Annotated in this window: 15 protein-coding genes; 5 read left to right on the top strand and 10 right to left on the bottom strand. The window is 57.0% G+C overall.

Annotated elements, in window-relative coordinates:
* Positions 1-16: 16 nt before the first annotated feature.
* The 4 genes from VGE55_RS02090 to VGE55_RS02075 all read right to left on the bottom strand — a co-directional run bounded on the left by VGE55_RS02090 (position 17) and on the right by VGE55_RS02075 (position 3,698).
* Positions 17-964, bottom strand: coding sequence for a hypothetical protein (locus VGE55_RS02090; RefSeq protein WP_331130057.1), 948 nt, complete (start codon positions 962-964; stop codon positions 17-19).
* Positions 961-2,457, bottom strand: a complete 1,497-nt coding sequence (locus VGE55_RS02085; RefSeq protein WP_331130056.1) for a hypothetical protein — start codon at positions 2,455-2,457, stop codon at positions 961-963. Before VGE55_RS02085 ends, VGE55_RS02090 begins: the two co-directional genes overlap by 4 nt.
* 127 nt (positions 2,458-2,584) lie before the next feature.
* Complete coding sequence (locus VGE55_RS02080; protein WP_331130055.1) at positions 2,585-3,337, bottom strand: LrgB family protein; 753 nt, start codon at positions 3,335-3,337, stop codon at positions 2,585-2,587.
* Positions 3,330-3,698 carry a CidA/LrgA family protein gene (locus VGE55_RS02075; protein WP_331130054.1) on the bottom strand — a complete coding sequence of 123 codons (369 nt, stop codon included), beginning with the start codon at positions 3,696-3,698 and terminating at the stop codon, positions 3,330-3,332. The genes VGE55_RS02080 and VGE55_RS02075 overlap by 8 nt, the downstream gene beginning before the upstream one ends.
* Positions 3,699-3,808: 110 nt before the next feature.
* Here VGE55_RS02075 and VGE55_RS02070 point away from each other — a divergent pair, with 110 nt between their 5' ends.
* The 3 genes from VGE55_RS02070 (at position 3,809) to VGE55_RS02060 (ending at position 5,995) form a co-directional block, all read left to right on the top strand.
* Complete coding sequence (locus VGE55_RS02070) at positions 3,809-4,585, top strand: SDR family oxidoreductase (RefSeq protein WP_331130053.1); 777 nt, start codon at positions 3,809-3,811, stop codon at positions 4,583-4,585.
* Positions 4,586-4,668: 83 nt separating this feature from the next.
* On the top strand, positions 4,669-5,340 hold the full coding sequence (locus VGE55_RS02065; RefSeq protein WP_331130052.1) for an OmpA family protein: 672 nt from the start codon (positions 4,669-4,671) through the stop codon (positions 5,338-5,340).
* A gap of 283 nt (positions 5,341-5,623) precedes the next feature.
* Positions 5,624-5,995, top strand: coding sequence for a hypothetical protein (locus tag VGE55_RS02060; RefSeq protein WP_331130051.1), 372 nt, complete (start codon positions 5,624-5,626; stop codon positions 5,993-5,995).
* A 37-nt stretch (positions 5,996-6,032) separates the two neighbouring features.
* Here VGE55_RS02060 and VGE55_RS02055 read toward each other — a convergent pair whose 3' ends face one another.
* The 3 genes from VGE55_RS02055 to VGE55_RS02045 all read right to left on the bottom strand — a co-directional run bounded on the left by VGE55_RS02055 (position 6,033) and on the right by VGE55_RS02045 (position 10,347).
* Positions 6,033-7,799 (bottom strand): AMP-binding protein, encoded by a 1,767-nt coding sequence (locus VGE55_RS02055; RefSeq protein WP_331130050.1) that lies wholly within the window; start codon positions 7,797-7,799, stop codon positions 6,033-6,035.
* 221 nt (positions 7,800-8,020) lie between these two features.
* Positions 8,021-8,830: a hypothetical protein gene (locus VGE55_RS02050; RefSeq protein ID WP_331130049.1), complete on the bottom strand. Its 810-nt coding sequence runs from the start codon at positions 8,828-8,830 to the stop codon at positions 8,021-8,023.
* 512 nt (positions 8,831-9,342) lie between these two features.
* Positions 9,343-10,347: a CaiB/BaiF CoA-transferase family protein gene (locus tag VGE55_RS02045; protein WP_331130048.1), complete on the bottom strand. Its 1,005-nt coding sequence runs from the start codon at positions 10,345-10,347 to the stop codon at positions 9,343-9,345.
* Positions 10,348-10,844: 497 nt separating this feature from the next.
* Here VGE55_RS02045 and VGE55_RS02040 point away from each other — a divergent pair, with 497 nt between their 5' ends.
* On the top strand, positions 10,845-13,328 hold the full coding sequence (locus tag VGE55_RS02040; protein ID WP_331130047.1) for a hypothetical protein: 2,484 nt from the start codon (positions 10,845-10,847) through the stop codon (positions 13,326-13,328).
* Positions 13,329-13,380: 52 nt separating this feature from the next.
* Here VGE55_RS02040 and VGE55_RS02035 read toward each other — a convergent pair whose 3' ends face one another.
* The 3 genes from VGE55_RS02035 to VGE55_RS02025 all read right to left on the bottom strand — a co-directional run bounded on the left by VGE55_RS02035 (position 13,381) and on the right by VGE55_RS02025 (position 19,204).
* Positions 13,381-15,729, bottom strand: coding sequence for an acyl-CoA dehydrogenase (locus VGE55_RS02035; protein WP_331130046.1), 2,349 nt, complete (start codon positions 15,727-15,729; stop codon positions 13,381-13,383).
* 115 nt (positions 15,730-15,844) lie between these two features.
* Positions 15,845-17,980 carry a 3-hydroxyacyl-CoA dehydrogenase NAD-binding domain-containing protein gene (locus VGE55_RS02030; RefSeq protein ID WP_331130045.1) on the bottom strand — a complete coding sequence of 712 codons (2,136 nt, stop codon included), beginning with the start codon at positions 17,978-17,980 and terminating at the stop codon, positions 15,845-15,847.
* An 18-nt stretch (positions 17,981-17,998) separates the two neighbouring features.
* Positions 17,999-19,204 (bottom strand): acetyl-CoA C-acetyltransferase, encoded by a 1,206-nt coding sequence (locus VGE55_RS02025; protein ID WP_256765363.1) that lies wholly within the window; start codon positions 19,202-19,204, stop codon positions 17,999-18,001.
* Between the two features lie 211 nt (positions 19,205-19,415).
* Between VGE55_RS02025 and VGE55_RS02020 the strand changes: the two genes are divergently transcribed.
* On the top strand, positions 19,416-20,639 hold the full coding sequence (locus tag VGE55_RS02020) for a voltage-gated chloride channel family protein (RefSeq protein WP_331130044.1): 1,224 nt from the start codon (positions 19,416-19,418) through the stop codon (positions 20,637-20,639).
* Positions 20,640-20,661: the final 22 nt, after the last annotated feature.

Raw genomic sequence — 20,661 nt, 5'->3', positions numbered from 1 at the left:
CGCCTGCTGTCCGTTGTCAATTAAAGGGGGCTGATGAGCCAAAGCCACCACCACCCGGAAGCCCGCCGCCCAGGCCGTTGTTGAATCCGCCGCCCCCCCCAAATCCCGAGCCAAATCCACCACCCAGACCACCGGCTGTTCCCAGCCCACCATAGCCGCCATTGCTTGAAATCCGATTGGTCAGCGAGGGCTTGAGGTAGTTGAATGCCTGTGTATCCATCTTCTCCAGATTCTCCTTGGCAGGAACCAAGGCGATGTTTGGTGCAGACTCAATGGCACCGAAAAACACCGTGACCCAGCCCCCCTTTTCACCCATCCACTCCACCGTGACATCCTGCCCTTCCAGTCGTGCCCTCAACTGGTAACCATTGATGTTGGACACCCGGCCCAGCTGCAAACGCAGAACGGATGAGGTGGTGATGGGGCTCACGGTTTGAGCCCCACTGGCAGACCGTGAAGTTCCCGCTGAATTGTTTGCTGTACTGTTGCTGGAGTTGCTGGATGGATTCGGCAGCGCAGCTGCCAGGGTAGCGGACACCAGTTCGCTTCGGCGCAGCACCACAGCGCCACCCACATGGGCACTCACCGTCATTTGACTGAACAAGGCGGCCAGTGGGGCTGGAACAGCCGATGCGTTGAGGGCTTGTTGCCGAACATTGAAGTCCTCTTGCGACAGGCGACTGGATGCACGTTCACGCAAATCGGATGAGGCATCGCTTTCGGCAGATGCAGCGGCCGATGCCGCCTCTCGGCCACGGGCTGCTGCTGGTTGTGCCCCACCAGCGGCTCCACCCGCTCCTGCTCCACCGCCATTGCCCGGCACGCTCCAGGCGGGACGGACCAATGGGTTGGGAATGATCTGTTGTCCCACTGCAATATTCCAAGGCACCAGCAAGGCCAGAAGCAATACACCTTGCAGGCGAGTCAATCCACGAGGGGATTTTGCGCACAACAGCAATTTCATGGCTTATCTCCAGCGGGACGGATCAGGCTCAAGGCCAATGCGGCGGCGTTTCGTTTGTAAGTCACTTTTTCAGTCGTGTTCATGGGACCGTCGAACATCAGCAACCGGGGTCGAATCGTGATGACCAGTTCTGTTTGTTTGGCCACTTCCGCCCTGTTGCGCAAAGCCAGTCCGCTTTGAAAGTCATCCTGGGATCTGGACACGGTGATACCCCCCAACAAAATGGTGTCGCCAGGTCGGCAACGCACCTGGGTTTTCAGTTCACGATCAGCCACCTCGGGCAAATTGAGGTCCACACCCAGGGCGGTGAATTTGGTCAATGCCAACAACTCGGTGATGGAGATGTTGATCCGCGTGTAGATGGTGGCGTCGTGGGCTTCGCCAGTCAGCGAGACTTCCAGGCCAGTGCGAAGGTTTTGTGTGTCCGCGGTGGATTGCGCCACACCATTGATGATTTGGGAGCCAACCCGGGCGACATAGATGGTGGATTGGCCAACGCGGATGGAGCCATTGGTTCCGTTCATCAAGCCAATCTTGGGCTGACTGAGTGTTTTGACATCCCCTTGGGTTTTCAGAAAATCAATCAAAAACTTGCTGGAAAAATTTTCGCCAAATATCAGGGTCTCAATGCCTGTCGAGGTTCTGGACATTTGAGTGAGGCGATCTGCAGTGCTGCTTGCACCTGCAATGCTCGAATCGGGGGCTGAATTCAAACCACGACCGGATTTGTACAACTCCCAACGCACACCCATGTTGCTGTTGTTGTTCAGGTCCACCTGCAACACATTCATGTCATACACAATCAGCGAACGGGTGGCCCGTGCTTTCTCCAGATAAACCTGGATGGAACTGAGCGCGCGCCGGTTGGCCCGAAACACCAGCGAACGGTTGATTCGGTCCAGGTACACATCGCGCGCACCCAAGAATTGCAAAGTGTTGGTGATGCCGGCCATGCTGTCCTCGTTGAGAACGGGGGGCATGGTCACGACGAATTGTTGCTCCGGCATGATGCGCAGCACACCGCTGTCGGTCACCGTCCAGAAAAACCCCATGATCTCGCCCAGTTTGTTCATCACATCCTGAAGCGTGCCATTGAGGTTGTTGAGGGTGACCACACCGTATCGTGCAGCAGCCTCAGGTCCGCCCTCGAAGCTCAGCGGCACATTGGTGTCTGCAAACAGGATTTGAAGAACATCAAACAGACCTCGCTCGGTCACCGACAGGTTGCTCACAGTGCGCGTGGGCAAGGCCCCTTCCGAGAATTGGGGGCGAACCCAGAAGGTGTCGTCGGGCAAGCGCTCAATGGGCAGTGTCACCACCGGTGAAGCCTCATCCTGCACCGTCAGCTCAGGCTGCTTGATGGCTTTGCGGATCAGCTTGTCAGACCCCCAGGGGCGCAATGGGCTACAGGCCGAGAGGTACGCCACTGCAGCAATACAGACCACCGCTTGCTGCACACGCTGCATGGGTCTGGATATTGAGTAGAGTTTCATGGTCACAGTTGTCCTGGTTGCCCGAGTTCAACCAGTATCTGCAAGCCAAGCGGGTTAAACATCCCTCTAAGGAGGCAGCCAAACCACCCCACCCCTCCGGGGTATCAATCGTGGATTGATGCGGGTTTCAGCCCATCAACAGGTGATAAGCCAGGGGAATGAGCACCGCCCCAACCACGCCATGCAAGCCCATGCCCAGGCTGGCAAACCGCCCAGCTTCCGGATGCACATTAAAGGCCCGTGCTGTGCCGATGCCATGCGCCGCCAAACCAATCGTGAAGCCGCGAACCCACCACCGCTTCAAGCCCATGGCATTGAACAGCAAGGTGCCCATGGCCGCCCCCAAAATACCAGTGATGACGGCAAAGATGGCGGTGAGTGTGGGCGAGGCACCAATGCGCTCACTAATGCCCATGGCAATGGGTGAAGTCACCGACTTGGCCCACAGGCTATGGATAAGCTCAGGTTGCAAACCGAGCAGATTGGCCAGACCGACCGAACTGGCAATGGCAATGGCGCCACCCGCCAGCAAAGCCCCCAGCAACAAGACCAACATGCGGCCAGCCCGCCCCTGCACAGCTTGCAGACCGTGATAGATGGGCACCGCCAGCGACACCGTGGCTGTGCCCAACAGAAAGTGCACAAACTGCGCCCCGGCAAAATACTGCTGGTAGCTCCAGCCAGACGCCAGCAGGAAGGACGCAATGAGCAGCACTGCAATCAGCACCGGGTTGCAAAATGGGTGCTGCTTGCTGCGCTGGTAGCACCACACCCCCACCTGGTAGGCCAGCAACGTCAGCAGCAAAGCCGTCAGAGGGTTGCCCGACAGGTAGACCCAAATTTGTGGAATGTCCGACAGTTTGAGTGCATGCTCACGCATCGGTGTCGGCTCCAAAATCGGGCATGAAACGCTGCGCCAACCGGTCCAATACCCAGGCGGTTCCCGCCAGGGTTAAAGCCACACTGCCCGCCAGCACGGCCAGCAAAATCAGGCCTTGTTCAGCCAACACCTTCCAATACACCACCACCCCCACGGCGGCGGGGACAAACAGCAAACCCAGGTTGGCGGTGAACACCGCCGAGGTTTGACCGATGTCGTCTGGCACACCACCCCGAAGAACAAAAAACAACAACAGGCTGAGCAAACCAATCACGGGCCCGGGAATCATGGGAAACAACGTGACGCTCACCAATTCTCCGAATGCCTGGAAGGCCAACAACGCGGTCAAGGGTTTCAACATGGCTTTGTGGGTATCGGGTTGAGAATCGCCCTAGAGTAAACCATCCACTGGCCAGGTTCCCACAAGGACTGAAGATTGCCTACACTGTGCGCATTCCAAGGAGATCACGCATGACCACCCCTTACGCCCTCATCACCGGTGCTTCCAGCGGCATCGGCCTGGAAATGGCCCGCCAATTGGCCAGCCGCAAACACAACCTGATTTTGGTGGCGCGCAACGAACAAGCCCTTTGCGACCTCGCCGAAGAACTGCACCTGGCCCATGGTGTGAATGTGGAGGTTTATTCCTTTGACTTGTCGAAACCGGGCTCGGCCAAAGCACTGTTGAACACCATCGGCGAAGGTGGTTTGGAACGCATTGATCTGTTCGTCAACAACGCGGGCTTTGGCATTCATGACAGCTTTAACAACATCTCGCTTGAAAAAACCCAGGCCATGATGCAGCTCAACATGAACACCTTGTGCGAGTTGACACACGGCATGGTGCCCATCATGAAACGCGCAGGCCGCGGACAAATCATCAATGTGGCCTCTGTGGCAGCATTCCAGCCATGCCCCAATTTCGCCGTGTATGCGGCCACCAAAGCCTTTGTGCTCAGCTTGAGCGAAGCCCTCAACCTGGAACTGCAAGGCACAGGCGTTAGCGTGACAGCGCTGTGCCCAGGTGCGACAAAAACCAATTTCCATGAAGTGGCGGGCAGCAGCAACGCACTGGCCATGAAACTGATGGACAGCGCAGCCAAAGTGGCGCGAATTGCACTCAAAGCCTCAGCTGCTGGAAAAAGCGTCGTGGTGACAGGCCTGACCAACAAGCCCATTCCGTGGGCTTCACGGTTGTTGCCGCGCAGCGTGGTGGGCAAAACCGCGGGGTTTCTGTTCCGGCGATAAGCCGCCAGCAAGCACCTGCTGTCAACCCACTCCCTGGGGTCACGTTAAACTGGCTATCCGTTTCAATTCCAAGGAGCAAGGCCATGACCCCATTCCACCGCAATACCCGTTTTACCACCTTGGCTGCGGGCGTGCTCACCCTGCTGGCCGCAGGCTGTGCCCAACTTCAACCGCAGGCACCCGCACAACCTGCGCCCAACTCACCATTCGCTGTGGCTGGCTGCCCGCTGGCAGCCGAACGCCCTGTGGACAACAACAAGAAAATCATCGGCACTGCCGTGGGCGCCTTGGGTGGTGCGGTGGTGGGCAATGCCATCGGCGGGACCAACACAGTGCGGGGCGCAGCCTTGGGCGGCTTGTTTGGCTACCTGGTAGGCAGTCAAATTGCTGTTCGGGAACAACGGGATGGCTCAGTGATGCTGGACATTCCCGGTGCCGCGCTGTTTGACACCAACAAGACCAACATCAAACCGCAGTTTGCCAGCACACTGGACCAAATTGCAGCCACCCTGCGTGACAATCCCAACACGATTGTGTGCGTGATCGGTTACACCGACAGCGTGGGTGGCAGTGAATTCAACCAAGACCTGTCGGTGCGCCGCGCGCAATCGGTAACAGGCTTTCTGGTTGGCAAAGGCGTGGCTTCCACCCGTTTGACCGCAGCTGGCTTGGGCGAGCGCTTCCCCGTGGCCAGCAACGAGAATGAACAGGGCCGTTCACAAAACCGCCGTGTAGAAATGTACGTGCGCAACTAGGAACTCGGGGGGGTCGGTGGGTTACTCATCGTTTTAATATCCATGAGTGCCCCCAATGCCACCCGCCACATTACCCCTAGACTCCTGGCAATCCCAGCAGCAAGTTGAATCACGGTCTTTGGTTCACATCAAACCCGATATGGGTCCGCTGTCTGTCGGCTCCGAATGTACAAGGGCCATTGTGTCACTGGCACAAAGTTTGGTTGGCGACTTTCAAGCCAGGGGGGTGCCATGCCTGCCCAACCCTCTGGCCTTGAGTACGGTTTTGAATGCACAACTAGAAATGACTGCGTGGAGCTTGCCTAGCTTCATTCACACCTGCGAAATCAAGGGAACTTGGAACCGCAAAGGCTTGAGATTACAACTCACCGATTTGCATCACGACCGGCGATTGCTGGATTACCGCATCAAATCAGATGGCACTGCCGAGGGCCATTTTGGCAGAGCACCGGACACCCACCGATCGGTGCTGCTGCTCGGCAGCCAAAGTGCACGGAATCAGATATTGACCGGCACATGGCATTACACCGGCGGACGGGAACCGGTTGTGCAGTTTTTTAACGGACAAGCTTGGGTTCCCGACCCAGACCAAACCAAGCGTTATCGAAGACTCATTAAAGACTTCCCGAGCGCAGTGGACAGAACGCACTCTTAATCCACTCGCCGGCAAGTCTCAGGAAGTCACGACCAACTCAGTTTGTCTCTTTGGGTTTGTCACGCAGTTCACGACGCAGAATTTTGCCCACAGGTGTTTTGGGCAAATCGTCACGGAACTCAACAAACGATGGGATCTTGTAGCCGGTCAGGTTTTTGCGGCAATGGGCAATCACGTCTTCCTTGCTCAATGCCGGGTCTTTCTTCACCACCACCAGCTTCACCTTCTCGCCGGTCACAGGGTCAGGCACGCCCACCACGCCGCATTCCAGCACGCCTGGGTGTTGCGCAACCACATCTTCAATCTCGTTCGGGAACACATTGAAGCCCGACACAATGATCATGTCTTTCTTGCGGTCCACAATTTTGAGGAAGCCTTGTTCGTCCATGGTGCCAATGTCGCCCGTGGCCAACCAGCCATCCTTGTCGATGGTCTTGGCAGTTTCTTCCGGGCGGTTCAGATAACCCAGCATCACTTGCGGGCCCTTCACACAAATTTCGCCGGGCTCGTTCAAGCCAGCCCACAGACCATCGTCACGGCGCAGGCGCACATCGGTACCAGGCAGGGGCAAGCCCACATTGCCGCGGAAGGCGGGGCGGGGTGCACCATGCAAGGGCGGCACCGACACCACCGGCGACGTTTCGGTCATGCCAAAGCCTTCGGAGATGGCACAACCCGTCACCTTGAACCAACGCTCGGCGATGGGTTGTTGCAAAGCCATACCGCCACTCATGGCAAACTTCATTTTGGAAAAATCACGGTTGCAGAACTCTTCATTGTTCAGGAAGGCATTGAACAACGTGTTCACCGCGGTGATCACGTGGAACTCCTCCTTGCGCAGCACCTTCATGACTGTGCCCACATCGCGGGGGTTGGCAATCAGAATGTTGCGTGCACCAAAGGTCATGAACAACATGCAGTTCACGGCCAAGGCGTAAATATGGTAGAGCGGCAGCATGGTGACCACAGTGATCGGGTCCTTGCCAATGGCCTCGCTCATCCAGGCCAGGCCTTGCTCCAGGTTGCTCATCAAGTTGCGTTGGGTCAGCATGGCGCCCTTGGATACACCGGTGGTGCCACCGGTGTATTGCAGCAAGGCCACATCGTCCAGCTGCGGGTTGGGCTTGGGGTAGCTCACGCCTTTACCCTGCGCCAAGGCCTTCTTGATGGGGACTGCTTGTGGCAGGTTGTATGCTGGCACCATTTTCTTCACGGTGCGCATCACGAAGTTCACGATCAAACCCTTCAAACCACCCAACAAATCACCAAGCTGCGTGATCACGATGTTCTTGACCTTCGTGCCTTCCAGCGCGTTTTGCAGCGTGTTGGCAAAGTTCTCGAACACCACAATCGTGGTGGCACCCGAGTCTTTCAATTGGTGATTCAACTCGCGCACGGTGTACAGCGGGTTCACATTGGTCAGCGTGCAGCCCAATTTCATGGCGCCAATAAAGCAGACCGGGAACTGCACGCAGTTGGGCAACATGATGGCGACCACATCGCCAGCCTTCACACCCAGGCCTTTCAGGTAGCCTGCGAACTGGTCTGACAGTTCATCAACCTGCCGATAGGTAAACTCGGTACCAGCCGACACAAAGGCTGGGCGATCCGCAAATTCCTTCAGGCATTTGGTCATCAACTCCAGCATGCTGTTGTTGCGCACGGGTGGCATGTCGCCACTGACCCCCGGTGGGTAACTTTTAATCCAGTATCGGGATTCAAACAGGGCTTGCGCCTCGGCGCTGACAAAGCCGTTGTATTGAGTGGCCGACACTGCGGCGGCCTCATCGGGACGTGCTGACATGTGGTATCTCCTTGGAAATCGCGCGTGGATGACCGTGGAGACCCTGCTTGCGCCGGCCTGTTTGCTGTCTCCGTGGTCGAGCCCTGTGCCACTCGATTTTTTATAATGGTGTGTAAGTCTTCTACAAGACTCTACGATAGCACCTCTACGCCATATTGGGTAAGTTTGGCGTAAGTTCACCCGACATTGCCTGCAACTTAGAAGTATTTTTCGGTTTGGCGCTATTGCACCAGCAACCCATGACGACGCTGCAGCGCAGCAAGCCACGCTTGCCGCTCATGTCGCCCTGGAATTCCTGTCAACGTATCCACCAGATGTTCCGCATTCCGCACTGCCTTCAACAGCAAAAACTGGTTGGCCACCTTCCCGGTCAACCCCGCGCCCCGAACCGGAAATGCCGCCGCATACTTTTTGCGATGGGCGACAATATCCACATGCGCTGTGGCTTGGGGTGGCAACGCTTTGCTGCGCTGCGTGGTTTTGTTCAGCCAGAATGGAAGCGCCAGCGGCTGTGTACCATGGCCCGATGACTCAGGTTTGATGGCCTGCTCACCCACCAGAAATTGCCAGATGGACCTGCAGGAACTGCCTTGGTGACGCACCAACAAGTCTTTTAACACCTGCATGGCATCGGTGTGACAAGACTGCTCATCGGCCTGGCGGCAAACCACAGGCGCTGCGCTGCGAACACGGCAACCTTCCGCCTTCAACGCTGCCCCAAGCCCAGTGAAACCCGGCGATGTTTCACCCAAAGAATCCAGACTGATGAGGTTCAGCCAACCGTTGTCCAATTGAAGAACCACCGGTACCACATGGTCTTCATAGTTGCTTCGTGGGTTGTAGTAAGGGTTTCGAAGACCGCGCAACACCAAGCCAACCGCGTGCCCCTCGGCAAGCCGTGCGGTGCGATTGAGGTAACGAACCCAGCCTTCACCGTGCGCGGGTGCTGCCGCTGGCAAAATGTGTATGCCGTACTTTCGCTGGTAGTGGTCCGACACATGCGCCCGCGCAACATCAAGCGGTTTCAACACACAGTATTTCACGGGTTGGACATCCAAAGTTGGCGCTAACAGGGAGCACTCCACAAAGGGGTACGGGACGCTACTCGGCATCAACTTCTGCCAACCCTGGCGCAGGCGCCACAGGTGCGCAGTGAGAGATTGCACATTGAGCACTTCATTTGACAAAAGTTCAGCTCGCAAACGGGACAAGGCGGATGGCGGCGTGAACACCAACGTACTGGAGGCCTGGAGGCACTGCACGCCGCGCTGCGCTACCCACTGCTTGACCAACGAGTCGGACAGGAGGTGAACAGCCGTTTGGAGATGGTTGGTGGTCGAAGGGACCAGTGTAGCGACAGGCGCATGCGTGTTGGACGCACTCGGGGCTTGATTGTGTGAAACGGGCATAAAAAGACCTGATTGGACTTTGACACTGTTCGCGCCTTGTGGGCGAAGACCCTACTTAGGACCATCGCCCAGCCCTTTGTTTCACCAATTATTCTAAGTATTTTCCGCAGTGCAGCATAACAGGGGGCCTCACATTAGCCAGCCCGCAACAGACCCCTCGTTTTCACTTCTGCACGAGTCAACACCGGGGTGATGCAAGCGTCCACCGACGCAAACACCTGCTCCCAATGGGCCAAAGGTTGAGTTGCGATCAAAGCCCGCATGTTGTCCAGCATCTCGCGGGCCTGAGGAGTGCCCGGCATTGCCCCTCGACTCCAGTGAATGCCAGCCCACTCCGGTTTGCCCATGGCCTCGCAGGCCACTTTCCAGAACTTGTGTTCCAGCGAACCCACGGCCAGGTGGCGGTTGTCTGCAGTTCGGTACACGTTGTAACAGGCCAGACCACCCGACAACAAATCATCCTGATGACGAGCCGGCTTTCCGCTGAGCATGACCCACATTTGTTCCATGCTCTCGGGCATGATGTTTTGCTTCCACAAGTTGTGGGTCATGGACACATCCACCAAACTGCCCTGCCCCGTGCGTTGCGCTTTGAGCAACGCCGCCAATATGCCCTGCACCGCGTAAGCCGTACCGCCCAACAAATCACCAAACTGAACGGCAGGTACCGGTATATCGCCATTGGCCGTTTGCAAGCCCGCCAGTACGCCACTCAGGGCCATGTAATTGATGTCGTGCCCGGCCTTCTCGGCCAAGGGGCCCTGCTGACCATAGCCCGTGATGCAGCACATCACCAACCTGGAATTGGCCGCTTTCAGCGTGTCGTAGCCACAGCCCATTTCGGCCATGACGCCAGGTCGGAAACCGTCGATCAACACATCGGCTTTCGCTGCATGGTCTTTCAAAATCTGAATACCCTCGGCTGTTCTGAAGTCAGCCGTCACGATTTGCTTCTGGCTGTTCAGCGCCTGATAGAGCATCGGCATGCTTTTGGCATCGTCACCATGGGGTGGTTCGAGCTTGACGATGGTTGCACCCATTTGTTGCAGGATGAGCGATGTGGCTGGCCCTGGCAGGTTGCGAGACAAGTCGAGCACCGTAACACCTTCCAGCAATGTGGGGTCTTGAATGGGGGCCATATTGGGTCCTTTTTTTGAACGAACGATTGATTGAATATTACCGGGTTTTGCTGTGCTGTATGGAACCAAAAACCCATTTAGACACCCTCAAAGGGGGTTATTGATGACTGCCCTCGTGCGCCAGCACCATGCCACAACACGCCGCCTCAATTCATCCGTTCACGAATACTGCTGCGTCCAGCAGTGCTCCGGTTTCGTCGACTCCTACTTTTCAGTCCGAGGCTGAACAACGCCTCGCCGAAATACAATCGCCGGGACTGACCGCACTGCTGCCCGAACACATTTTGAACGCCACCCAGGCCCAACTGCATGCTGTTGATCGGTTTGTTCACTCGGCTGACTTCGTCACATTCAGAAACAACATGCTAAGCGCTCTGGCCGCTTTGCAAGCCATGGACCGGGCGTTACCAGCCAGCACCTTTTCAGACTCACCGTGGGGCCAACTGGCTGAACGACTGGGCTTGGATGGCCCGACACCCAGCGCAGATGAGTTGCGTGTGGACTTGTTCCAACTCTATGAAATCAGCGGCCCACTGCTGCTCAAAATCAGCATGCTCATCCAGCTGGCCCTAGGGTACCAATCCTCGTTCCCACCCCACACGCTCGACCATGTGAGGGCTGCGGTTACAAGCCTGGGCAGAGGCATCAATGTGTGTGGTCCCGGGATTATCCAGAACGTCGATGAGGCATACCGGCAGGTTTCTCAAACACTGCTCCCACCCCGTCTGGACAAGCTCATTTTGTCTGAACGCGTTGAGATTGCGCAGCAAATACTCCTCGAATTCGTCAAGGTACATTTGAAAAATGAAACGAATTTTGCTGGCAATGAAATCCACATGGTGACTGCGCTGCAAAATCACTTTGCTGAGCGGTTCCGTTTGCCCAAGGTGGATGACCGTTACGCAGTGAATCGCTATGTTCACGAATACCAGCCCCATTTGCCTTATCTGCAAAACCAACTGGAGAGGTCGTTGCGAATCGAGTCGGTCATGCTGAAAATCGCCTCACATTTGCTGGAAGGTATCCAGTCAGAGTGGCCCAACGAAGCAGGAAAAGTGGGTGATAAATCCATGTGGTTTCAACAAAAAGCGGATCTGTTGTCAAAGACGTTTGGCAATGTAAAAACGGCTTGGCTGTACCATTGTGATGATAACGGCCTGCCTGCTGGCCCTGCATTGACGCCAACTCCGCTGGCCGCCGGTATTTTGACGAATCTTGGCCAGGTGGGCCCCGACACCTTTGAGGCAGCGAAGATCCATGGCTTCAGGCCTCTGCCCTTCAGAGAAAGCGTCATGCAGGCGGGCCCATTAACGTGGGTTGAATCAAATACCCCGGACGGAAAAGCCCTAAGAGCTTTTGAATTGGATGATTTTGTGAAAGTCATGCCAAAACTGCAGAACGATGATGATGAGCACAGTGAATTTTTGAGCTTCAATCAGGTCGATCAGGCCCTTCTGGAGGCACTGAGAAACACCAATGACGCTGCGTGTGCGTTCTCGCATCAAATCAACTCCGTTTTTAATGGCACTGCAACCACAGCGTTGTATGTCTGCTGCAAGCTCATGGAGAAGAAATTTCCAGGACTGACCGACAGTTGCAAAGATCTGATCACCGAACCAAGGCCAGGACAAGTTGCCGAGTTTTTAATGGGAACACTGAGCCAAACGATGCCCTCTGCAGCCATCAACATGTTGCTGGAGACACCTGACCTTGAAAACCACCACTGGCATAACAAAGCAGGGCAAGACGAAACATTCCCAAGTTACCTGTGCAACATGCAACACTGGCAGCCAGATTCACACGGCCCCCACAGCCTCACATTGTTTCGCTGGGGCCTTGCGCATGTGAATACCAATGAATTACATCCCTGGGAGACCGTGCGCGGTGCGCTTGAACAGGACGACCCATCCTTCATCGAAGCGGTTCGAGAGAAATGGCATTCCGAGGGCCGGGACCTCTCCCAACCCTTGTTCGATGAACTGGCGTATCAAATGAGTCGGCCCAATCCAAAAACCTGGCAGGTCGATCTGCTTCAGCAGTTGATCAGGGACGATTCAGTGACCCAAACACGGTCGATTGGGACTGTCGGATTTCTCAGCATGCTACTCACGTCAAAACTTGAGGAGGCAACAAAGCTGCAAATCCTCAACATCGCGCTGGACAAAGGCGCCCAGTGGTACGGTGCAGACAGGGAAATTTCTACAGCGCTTGAAGCGGCGATCAACCAAGGTCAACACGCATTTGCACTCAACATCATTCAACACCCCGGGTTTGCTCAAGGCCCACACAATGGCGAACGTTTACTCACTATCCTGAACACCTGGCTAGCGAAAGCCGATACACCATCCGCGCTCTATTCAACAATCGTGGAGCGCCTGATCAACCCAGACTTTATCGACAGTACCACCTTGTCAGGAATGACACCCCAACTGTTGTCCACGGCCAGCCGTTCACCCCAGCTGCTCGATTTGTTGGTGAATGCCGGCCTTGACCCCAAGGCAAGAGACGCCGAGGGAAATACCGCCCTGCATTGGATCGCAGGTCGGCCTAGTGAGGAAAATCAAATCAAACGATTGCTGGCGTTGGGTGTGCCTAACACTGCAAATTCAGGGGGCAAAACACCTGCTGAAAATGCAGTGGGCATTCACAACACCAGGGTTGCAGCCTTGCTATTTCAACACCAAGGTCAACTGGATGTGATCGGAAAAGACGGCTATGCGCCATTGCACCGGGCAATCCTGATGACTGCCAACCCCCGAAACGATTTGGAGCGTACCATCAATCAGCAGCGCGTACTTGCCCTGCTGAGCGCAGGCGCGAACCCCAACCTAAAAACGGGCTTACAGCATCGATACAAAGCACCATTGCACTTGGCCTATCGACTTCAAGATCAAGCGCTGATCAATTGTCTACTGCAATTTGGAGCAGATCCCAATCAGCGTGACTTCTACCTTCGGCTACCCGGAGATTTCTACAGATAAAAAAGCCGGGCTCATTGGATGAGCCCGGCTTTTTAGTTGACAGCACGCTTTCTTAAGCAACCACGCGCAGCTTCTCAACGGGTGCGTCGTGTACAACACCATGACCAATGTTGGGCACATTGGCGCATTCAAAGCCCGGTGCATACGTGGCGCCTTCGATGCCGAAGAACTCGGCTGGCGTGAACTCATCCACCATGATGGCTTCCAGGCTCAGGCGGTTGGCACGGTCCAGCAGCACTTTGTCAGCGGCCGTGATGATGCCTTTGGCCAACGCGGCGGCGGCCATGTCTTGCACACTGCCCTTCTCGATCAGCTTGGCACGGCGCGCCTGCAGAATTTTGGTCTGCACCACGTCGGCTTCCTGCACTGCCTGGAAGGCCGCCATCAGGCGTTTAACACCCTTGGTGCGTGCCAGCACCTCGTCGCTGTCCAGCTCGGCCAAGTTGATCTTGGGCATGGCCAAGTCACCCAAAATGCGGGCCGACTGCGCATCGGTTTTGGTGATGGTTTTGGCCACCGTGGGCACCAGGCGATCGCGGCTTGCGCCCACCAGGGGGCTCATGCGCAGGCCAAAGTAACCCACCGTGCGCATCCACTTGCCCAGCAGGTTGTTGCCAAAGTTGGCGTAGATGGCTTCATATGCGCGCTGCACTTTTTCCAGTGAATATTCCATGGCGTATTGCACCAGGGGCAGGTCTTCCTTGATTTCGCCTTCGGCCACATAACGGCGCACAGTCGAAATGGCCAGCAACTGCCAAGCCAGTGCATCGGCAAAGTGACCGGTGAGTTGCTGGCGGGCTTTCAGCTTGCCACCCACATTGATCAGCGCCATGTCGGTGAGGTAAGCATACCGTGTAGAGGCCCAGGCCAGCTTTTTCAGGTAAGGCGTAACACCTTCAATCTGCGGCACATTCGCAATCGCGCCGCGTGTGGCGGTCATGCCAATCAGTCGCAATGTGTTGGTCACCATGTGGCCAATCCAGCCCTTCAGCGCGCTGCTGAAAGTGGGCAGGTCGTTGGCTTCCAGTGCGTTGGCAATCTTGAATGCATAGGGGTGGCAACGCACAGCACCCTGACCAAACGTGATCAGGCTGCGGGTCATGATGTTGGCACCTTCCACCGTAATCGCAACCGGTGCGGAGCAGTAGCCGCGACCAATGATGTTGTTGGGGCCCTGCATCACACCAGCACCGGCCATCACGTCCATGGCGTTTTTGGCCTGTTCACGGGACAGTTCGGTGAGGTAGGCTTTCCACACGGCCGACACCACAGGGGGTTGTTCGCCGTTGTCCAGCGCGCTCAGTGCGTACACCCGGGCACCTTCGGACAGGTAGGCCATGGCAGCGATTTCGGCCAGTTTTTCCTGAATGCCTTCCATTTCAGCAATGGGCATACCAAACTGCTGACGCACCTTGGCATAAGCGCCTGCAGCCGCAGCAGCAGCGCGCACGCCACCCACCGCACCAGCCGGCAGCGACACGGCACGTCCACCGGCCAGCTGTTCCATCAGCATGCGCCAGCCCTGGCCTGCACATTCTTGACCACCAATGATTTCGTCTGCGTCAATGACTACGTCTTTGCCCACAATCGGGCCGTTGTAGAAGGCATCGCCAATCGGCTGGTGGTGCTTGCCCATTTCCAGGCCAGGCGTGCCACGGTGCACCAGCGCCACGGTGATGCCCGCGTCTTCGCCTTTGCCCAGCAGGTTTTGTGGGTCGTGCAGTTTGAAGGCCAGTGAAATCAGGTTGGCCACGGGCGCCAGCGTGATGTAGCGCTTGCGGAAGTTCAGCTTGATTTGCACCTTGCCGTCGGCATTTTTGAACGCCACGCCCCGGGCCAGAATAGAGGCTGCATCGGAACCTGCGGTGGGCTCGGTCAAACCAAAACACGGCAGGTATTCGCCACTGGCCAGCTTGGGCAGGTAGTGGTCTTTCTGCGCTTGCGTGCCGTAGTGCTTGATCAACTCGGCTGCACCCAGGCTGTTGGGAATCACCACCAGCGTGGACAGCAACGGGCTGTAGCTGGTCAGCATGGCCATGATGGTGGAAATGGCATTGGCCGAAAACTCCAGACCACCGTAGGCCTGTGGAATCAGGAAGGAGTAGAAACCTTTCTTGGCCAAAAAGTCGATGGCAGCTTGGGGGATCACGCGGGTGGTGGCCACCTCATGCGGATCAAACAAGGTGCACAGCTCTTGCACGGGGCCATCCACGAAGGCGCGCTCGCGTGCGTTCAGCTTGCTGTAGGGCTCGGCAAACATTTTGGCAAAGTCGGGCTTGCCGGAAAACACCTGACCGTCAATCCACACGGTGCCGGCTTCCAGGGCCTGGCGCTCTGTGGCGGAAATCTGCGGCATGGCTTTGGCTTTGATCAAGCCATTCATGATTGCTTTAAACACCATGGTACTGCTCCTGTTTGTCTTTCGTTTTTGGGGTGCGGCCACTGTGCATGCACAGTGGCCGTTTGTGTGGGTGTACACCTCTACACCAGGGTGCACACCCAGCCGGGCCAGCGGCTTAGTCCTGCAGGGTTTTGCCCTGCGCAGCCAGCTCAACCAGCAGGCTGGCGGGTTTGAAGCGCTCGCCATACTTCGCGGCCAGCTCTTCACAGCGCTTCACAAACTGGGGCAAGCCTTTGGCATTGATGAACTGCAACATGCCGCCCGTGAACGGTGCAAAACCCAAACCAAAAATGGAACCGATGTTGCCGTCGGCCACGGTGCGCAGCACTTTTTCCTGCAAGCACTTGGCGGCTTCGTTGGCCTGGATGTACATCAACCGGTCTTGAATTTCCTGGCTGGAAGGCTGTACGGTGGCCAAAGGAAATTCCTCGGCCAAACCAGGCCACAGGGTTTTGCCCGTGGCGGTGTAGTCGTAGTAGCCCTTGCCCGCTTTTTTGCCGATGCGGCCATGCTTTTCAGCAATGGTGCGCATCACTTTCGAACCTGGGTGCTCTGGGAACTTCTGCCCAGCGGCTTCCATGTCCTTGCGGGTTTGGTTCTCGATCAGGATAGAGAGCGACAAGCTGACCTCATCGTGAATGGCCAGTGGTGGCATGGGCATGCCCGATTCCAAACCGGCCATTTCAATGCTGCGGGGGTGTACGCCTTCGGCGACCATGGCAGCACCTTCCATCAGGTAGGTACCGAATACACGGCTGGTGAAGAAGCCGCGGCTGTCGTTCACCACAATCGGTGTTTTGCCGATTTGCTGAACATAGTCGAAACCCTTGGCCAAGGTGTCATCATCGGTTTGCTTGCCGCAGATGATTTCAACCAGCGGCATTTTGTCCACTGGGCTGAAGAAGTGCAGGCCAATGAACTGGTTGGGGCGCTTGGATGCTTCGGCCAGACCAGTGATGGGCAATGTCGATGTGTTGGATGCGAACACGGCTGTGGCAGGAATAACCGCCTCTGCCTTCGCAGTCACATCGGCTTTTACACCGCGGTCTTCAAACACCGCTTCAATCACCAGGTCAGCACCTTGCAGCAAACTGTAGTCGGTGGTGGGGGTGATGAGGCTGAGCAGCTTCTCTTTTTTCTCCGGGGTGCTCTTGCGCTTGGCAATGGCTTTGTCCAGCAGGTTGGCGGAATAGGCCTTGCCCTTCTCTGCAGACTCTTGTGTGGCGTCAATCAACACCACTTCAATGCCCACCTTGGCCGACACATACGCAATGCCAGCACCCATCATGCCTGCGCCCAACACACCGATTTTTTTCACGGTGTTTTTCGCAGGGCCTTGTGGTCGGCTTTGGCCTTTTTTGATGGCATTGAGCTGGTACCACAGGGTGTTCATCATGTTCTTGCTTTCCTGCGACAACACGCAAGCAGCGAAGAAACGGCTTTCGGTTTTCAGGCCGGTGTCGATGTCCGTCAAACCACCTTCAAACACGCAGCTCATGATGTGCTGAATGGCTGGGTAGTTGCCGTAGGCTTTTTGGTTGGCCATGGATGGACCAATCGCCCACACTTGCGCAATGGCGGGGTGCTTGGAATCACCACCAGGGAACTTGAAGCCTTTTTGATCCCAAGGCTGTTGCACCTTGGGGTTGGCCACACACCAGGCGCGCGCCTTGGCGATCATGTCATCGATGGTATCGGCGGTGTCATTGATGATGCCCTTCTTCACGGCCTGCTCAACGCGCAGCTCTGAACCCTGGGTCATCATTTCCAATGCACCCTGAATACCGATGATGCGGGGCAACCGCTGTGTACCGCCACCGCCTGGCAACAGGCCCAGTTTCACTTCGGGCAAACCAAACTTGGCTTTGGGGTTGTTCAGTGCAATGCGGTGGTTACAGGCCAGTGCCAGTTCCAAACCGCCGCCCAGCGCGGTGCCGTTCAAGGCGCACACAATCGGCTTCTCGCATTTTTCCATGCGGCGCAGCAGGGTTTTAAAGGCTTCGGCCAGTTCAAATGCTTCTTCCGGTTTGGTGATGGCATACACCTTGTCCAGGTCGGCACCGGCCAAAAACTCGGGCTTGCCCGATGTCAGCACCACGCCCTTCACGGCGGCGTCGGTTTCAATCTGGCTGAGCACCTCGGCGAAAGGGCCCATCAATTCTTCATTCAATACGTTCATGGAACGGCCGGGCATGTCCAGTGTGACCACTGCAATGCCGTCCTGGCCGAGTTCAAATTTCACTGCACTCATGTGTGTTCTCCTTCGGCCTTAAATGCGTTCGATGATGGTGGCAATGCCCATGCCGCCGCCCACGCACAGCGTGGCGCAGCCCAGGGTTTTGTCCTGCCGCTCCAGTTCATCGAGCAACGTGCCCAGAATGATGGCGCCGGTGGCACCCAGTGGGTGGCCCATGGCAATCGAACCACCGTTGACGTTCACGCGGTCCAAGCTGACACCCAGGTTACGGGCAGTCTGCATGGGTACCACGGCAAACGCCTCGTTGATTTCCCACAGATCGATGTCGGAAGCCTTCAGACCCGCCTTGCGCAGCGCTTTCTGGCATGCGGGTGTTGGACCAGTCAGCATGATGGTGGGTTCAGAACCAATCACTGCGGCTGCACGAATGCGGGCTCGCGGCTTGAGCCCGGCGGCTTTGCCAGCCGACTCGGAGCCCACCAGCACCAGCGCAGCGCCGTCCACAATCCCGGAGCTGTTGCCGGCATGGTGCACGTGGTTGATGTTTTCAACGGTGGTGTATTTGCGCAGGGCTGTGGCATCAAAACCCATTTGGCCCATCATGGCAAACGACGGCTGCAAAGTGGCCAGGCTTTCCACGGTGGCGTTGCCACGAATAAATTCATCATGGTCCAACATCACCATGCCATTGATGTCGCGCACGGCCACGCGGCTTTTGTTGAAACGGCCTTCGGCTTGGGCCTTGGCTGCGCGTCGCTGGCTTTCCACCGCGTACGCATCCACATCAGCACGGGAAAAACCTTCCAGTGTTGCGATCAGGTCGGCCGAAATACCCTGGGGCACAAAGCCCAGTTTGTTGTTGATGCGAGGGTCCATGAACCAGGCGCCCCCGTCACTGCCCATGGCCCAACGGCTCATGCTTTCAACGCCACCAGCCACCACCAGGTCTTCCATGCCACTGCCCACTTTGGCAGCAGCCAGGTTCACCGATTCCAGGCCCGACGCGCAAAAGCGGCTCTGGGTAACACCCGCCACGGTTTCGGCCCAGCCGGCGTCCAGCACCGCAGTGCGGGCCACATCGGCACCCTGCTCGCCCACGGGGGTTACACAACCCAGCACCACGTCGTCCACCAGGCTGGTGTCCAGCTGGTTGCGGTCGCGCAGGGCGGTCAGCAAATTGTTCAACAACCACACGGGCGTTGCCCCGTGCAGGCTTCCGTCCTTCTTTCCCTTTCCTCGGGGTGTTCGTACTGCATCGAAAATCAGTGCAGATGGCATGCTTTGACTCCTGTTGGATTGCATTTCGGTAATCGCCATTACCGATTTGGAAGTGAGTTCTTCACAGTCCAGAATGTCGATGTGCAAACGCACAATCAACCCACCAAGTTACTTTAGAGTATCGACTCTAGGAATTTGGTAATATCCATTACCCATTTTGAAGACCAACCCCCAGCGGGTTGCCCCGAGACTTCGGTATACACTGGCGCCTATGCCAATCCACCCACGACTGTCCGACCGCCTGGAACGCACCGCCAATACGGCCCGCTGGATCGCCCTGGCGAGCCTCGTGGCCGTGCTGGCAGGCTCTGCGTCTGCATGGTTTCTGATCGCACTGGATTGGGTTGGCCAAACCCGGACCACCCACCCCCAACTGGTGCTGGGGCTGCCGTTGGCTGGCCTGGTGGTGGGCTGGGTGTATTTGCGGTTTGGACAGCAGGTGGAGGCTGGCAACAACCTGCTGATCGATGAGATCCACGACCCCAAAAAAACCATTCCGCTGCGCATGGCTCCACTGGTGCTGGGGGGCACGTTGATTTCCCACCTGTTTGGCGCCTCAGTGGGCCGCGAGGGCACGGCCGTTCAAATGGGTGGGGCACTGGCCGACCAACTCACGCACCTGTTTCGCCTGAAACCCGAAGACCGCCGAATTTTGCTCATGAGTGGCGTGAGTGCGGGCTTTGCCTCCGTGTTTGGCACGCCCGTGGCAGGCGCCATTTGGGGACTGGAAGTGCTCACCACCGGCAAGTTGAAGTACGACGCCCTGCTGCCCTGCACGGTGGCCGCTGTGGTCGCCCACGAGGTTTGCCTGCTGTGGGGCGTGGAGCACACCCATTATGTGGTGGCCAGCATTCCGGCCATCAGCCTGTGGGGCCTGTGCGCGGTGGCGCTGGCCGGTGCTGCATTTGGGTTGGGCGGCAAACTGTTTGCCGAAACCACCCATGCATTGGCAGGCTTCATGAAACAGCGCATTGCCTACGCGCCACTGCGGCCATTCCTGGGTGGCTGTCTGCTGGCTGCGTTGTTCTGGAGCTTCCCGCTGGACCGCTATCAGGGCTTGGGCATTCCGGTCATTCTGGAAAGTTTCGAACACCCGCTGGCCATCACCGACTTCATCGGCAAGCTGTCGCTGACCGTGCTCTCGCTGGGCAGTGGCTTCAAAGGCGGAGAGGTAACGCCACTGTTTTTCCTCGGCGCCACCCTGGGCAACGCCTTGGCCCCGTTGCTGCACATGCCGTTTGCGCTCATGGCTGGTGTTGGCTTCGTGGCGCTGTTTGCCGGGGCATCCAACACCCCGATTGCCTGCACCATCATGGCGATGGAACTGTTTGGCAGCGGCATGGGTGTGTATGCAGGCCTGGCCTGCGTCATGAGCTATCTGTTTTCAGGCCACAGCAGCATCTACAAGGCACAGCGGCGCGGGTTGCCCAAGTGAGCATGGCCTGCTGGCTGCGGGT

This window comes from Limnobacter sp., from assembly GCF_036405155.1.
Taxonomy (GTDB): Bacteria; Pseudomonadota; Gammaproteobacteria; order Burkholderiales; family Burkholderiaceae_B; genus Limnobacter.
Note: the sequence above shows the minus strand (reverse complement) of the source record. Positions and strands in the feature narration are given on the sequence as shown.

Excerpts from the sequence above, each read along its gene's own strand:
- VGE55_RS02090 (WP_331130057.1), bottom strand. The coding sequence starts at position 964 with ATGAAATTGCTGTTGTGCGCAAAATCCCCTCGTGGATTGACTCGCCTG.
- VGE55_RS02085 (WP_331130056.1), bottom strand. The coding sequence starts at position 2,457 with ATGAAACTCTACTCAATATCCAGACCCATGCAGCGTGTGCAGCAAGCG.
- VGE55_RS02080 (WP_331130055.1), bottom strand. The coding sequence starts at position 3,337 with ATGCGTGAGCATGCACTCAAACTGTCGGACATTCCACAAATTTGGGTC.
- VGE55_RS02075 (WP_331130054.1), bottom strand. The coding sequence starts at position 3,698 with ATGTTGAAACCCTTGACCGCGTTGTTGGCCTTCCAGGCATTCGGAGAA.
- VGE55_RS02070 (WP_331130053.1), top strand. The coding sequence starts at position 3,809 with ATGACCACCCCTTACGCCCTCATCACCGGTGCTTCCAGCGGCATCGGC.
- VGE55_RS02065 (WP_331130052.1), top strand. The coding sequence starts at position 4,669 with ATGACCCCATTCCACCGCAATACCCGTTTTACCACCTTGGCTGCGGGC.
- VGE55_RS02060 (WP_331130051.1), top strand. The coding sequence starts at position 5,624 with ATGACTGCGTGGAGCTTGCCTAGCTTCATTCACACCTGCGAAATCAAG.
- VGE55_RS02055 (WP_331130050.1), bottom strand. The coding sequence starts at position 7,799 with ATGTCAGCACGTCCCGATGAGGCCGCCGCAGTGTCGGCCACTCAATAC.
- VGE55_RS02045 (WP_331130048.1), bottom strand. The coding sequence starts at position 10,347 with ATGGCCCCCATTCAAGACCCCACATTGCTGGAAGGTGTTACGGTGCTC.
- VGE55_RS02035 (WP_331130046.1), bottom strand. The coding sequence starts at position 15,729 with ATGGTGTTTAAAGCAATCATGAATGGCTTGATCAAAGCCAAAGCCATG.
- VGE55_RS02030 (WP_331130045.1), bottom strand. The coding sequence starts at position 17,980 with ATGAGTGCAGTGAAATTTGAACTCGGCCAGGACGGCATTGCAGTGGTC.
- VGE55_RS02025 (WP_256765363.1), bottom strand. The coding sequence starts at position 19,204 with ATGCCATCTGCACTGATTTTCGATGCAGTACGAACACCCCGAGGAAAG.
- VGE55_RS02020 (WP_331130044.1), top strand. The coding sequence starts at position 19,416 with ATGCCAATCCACCCACGACTGTCCGACCGCCTGGAACGCACCGCCAAT.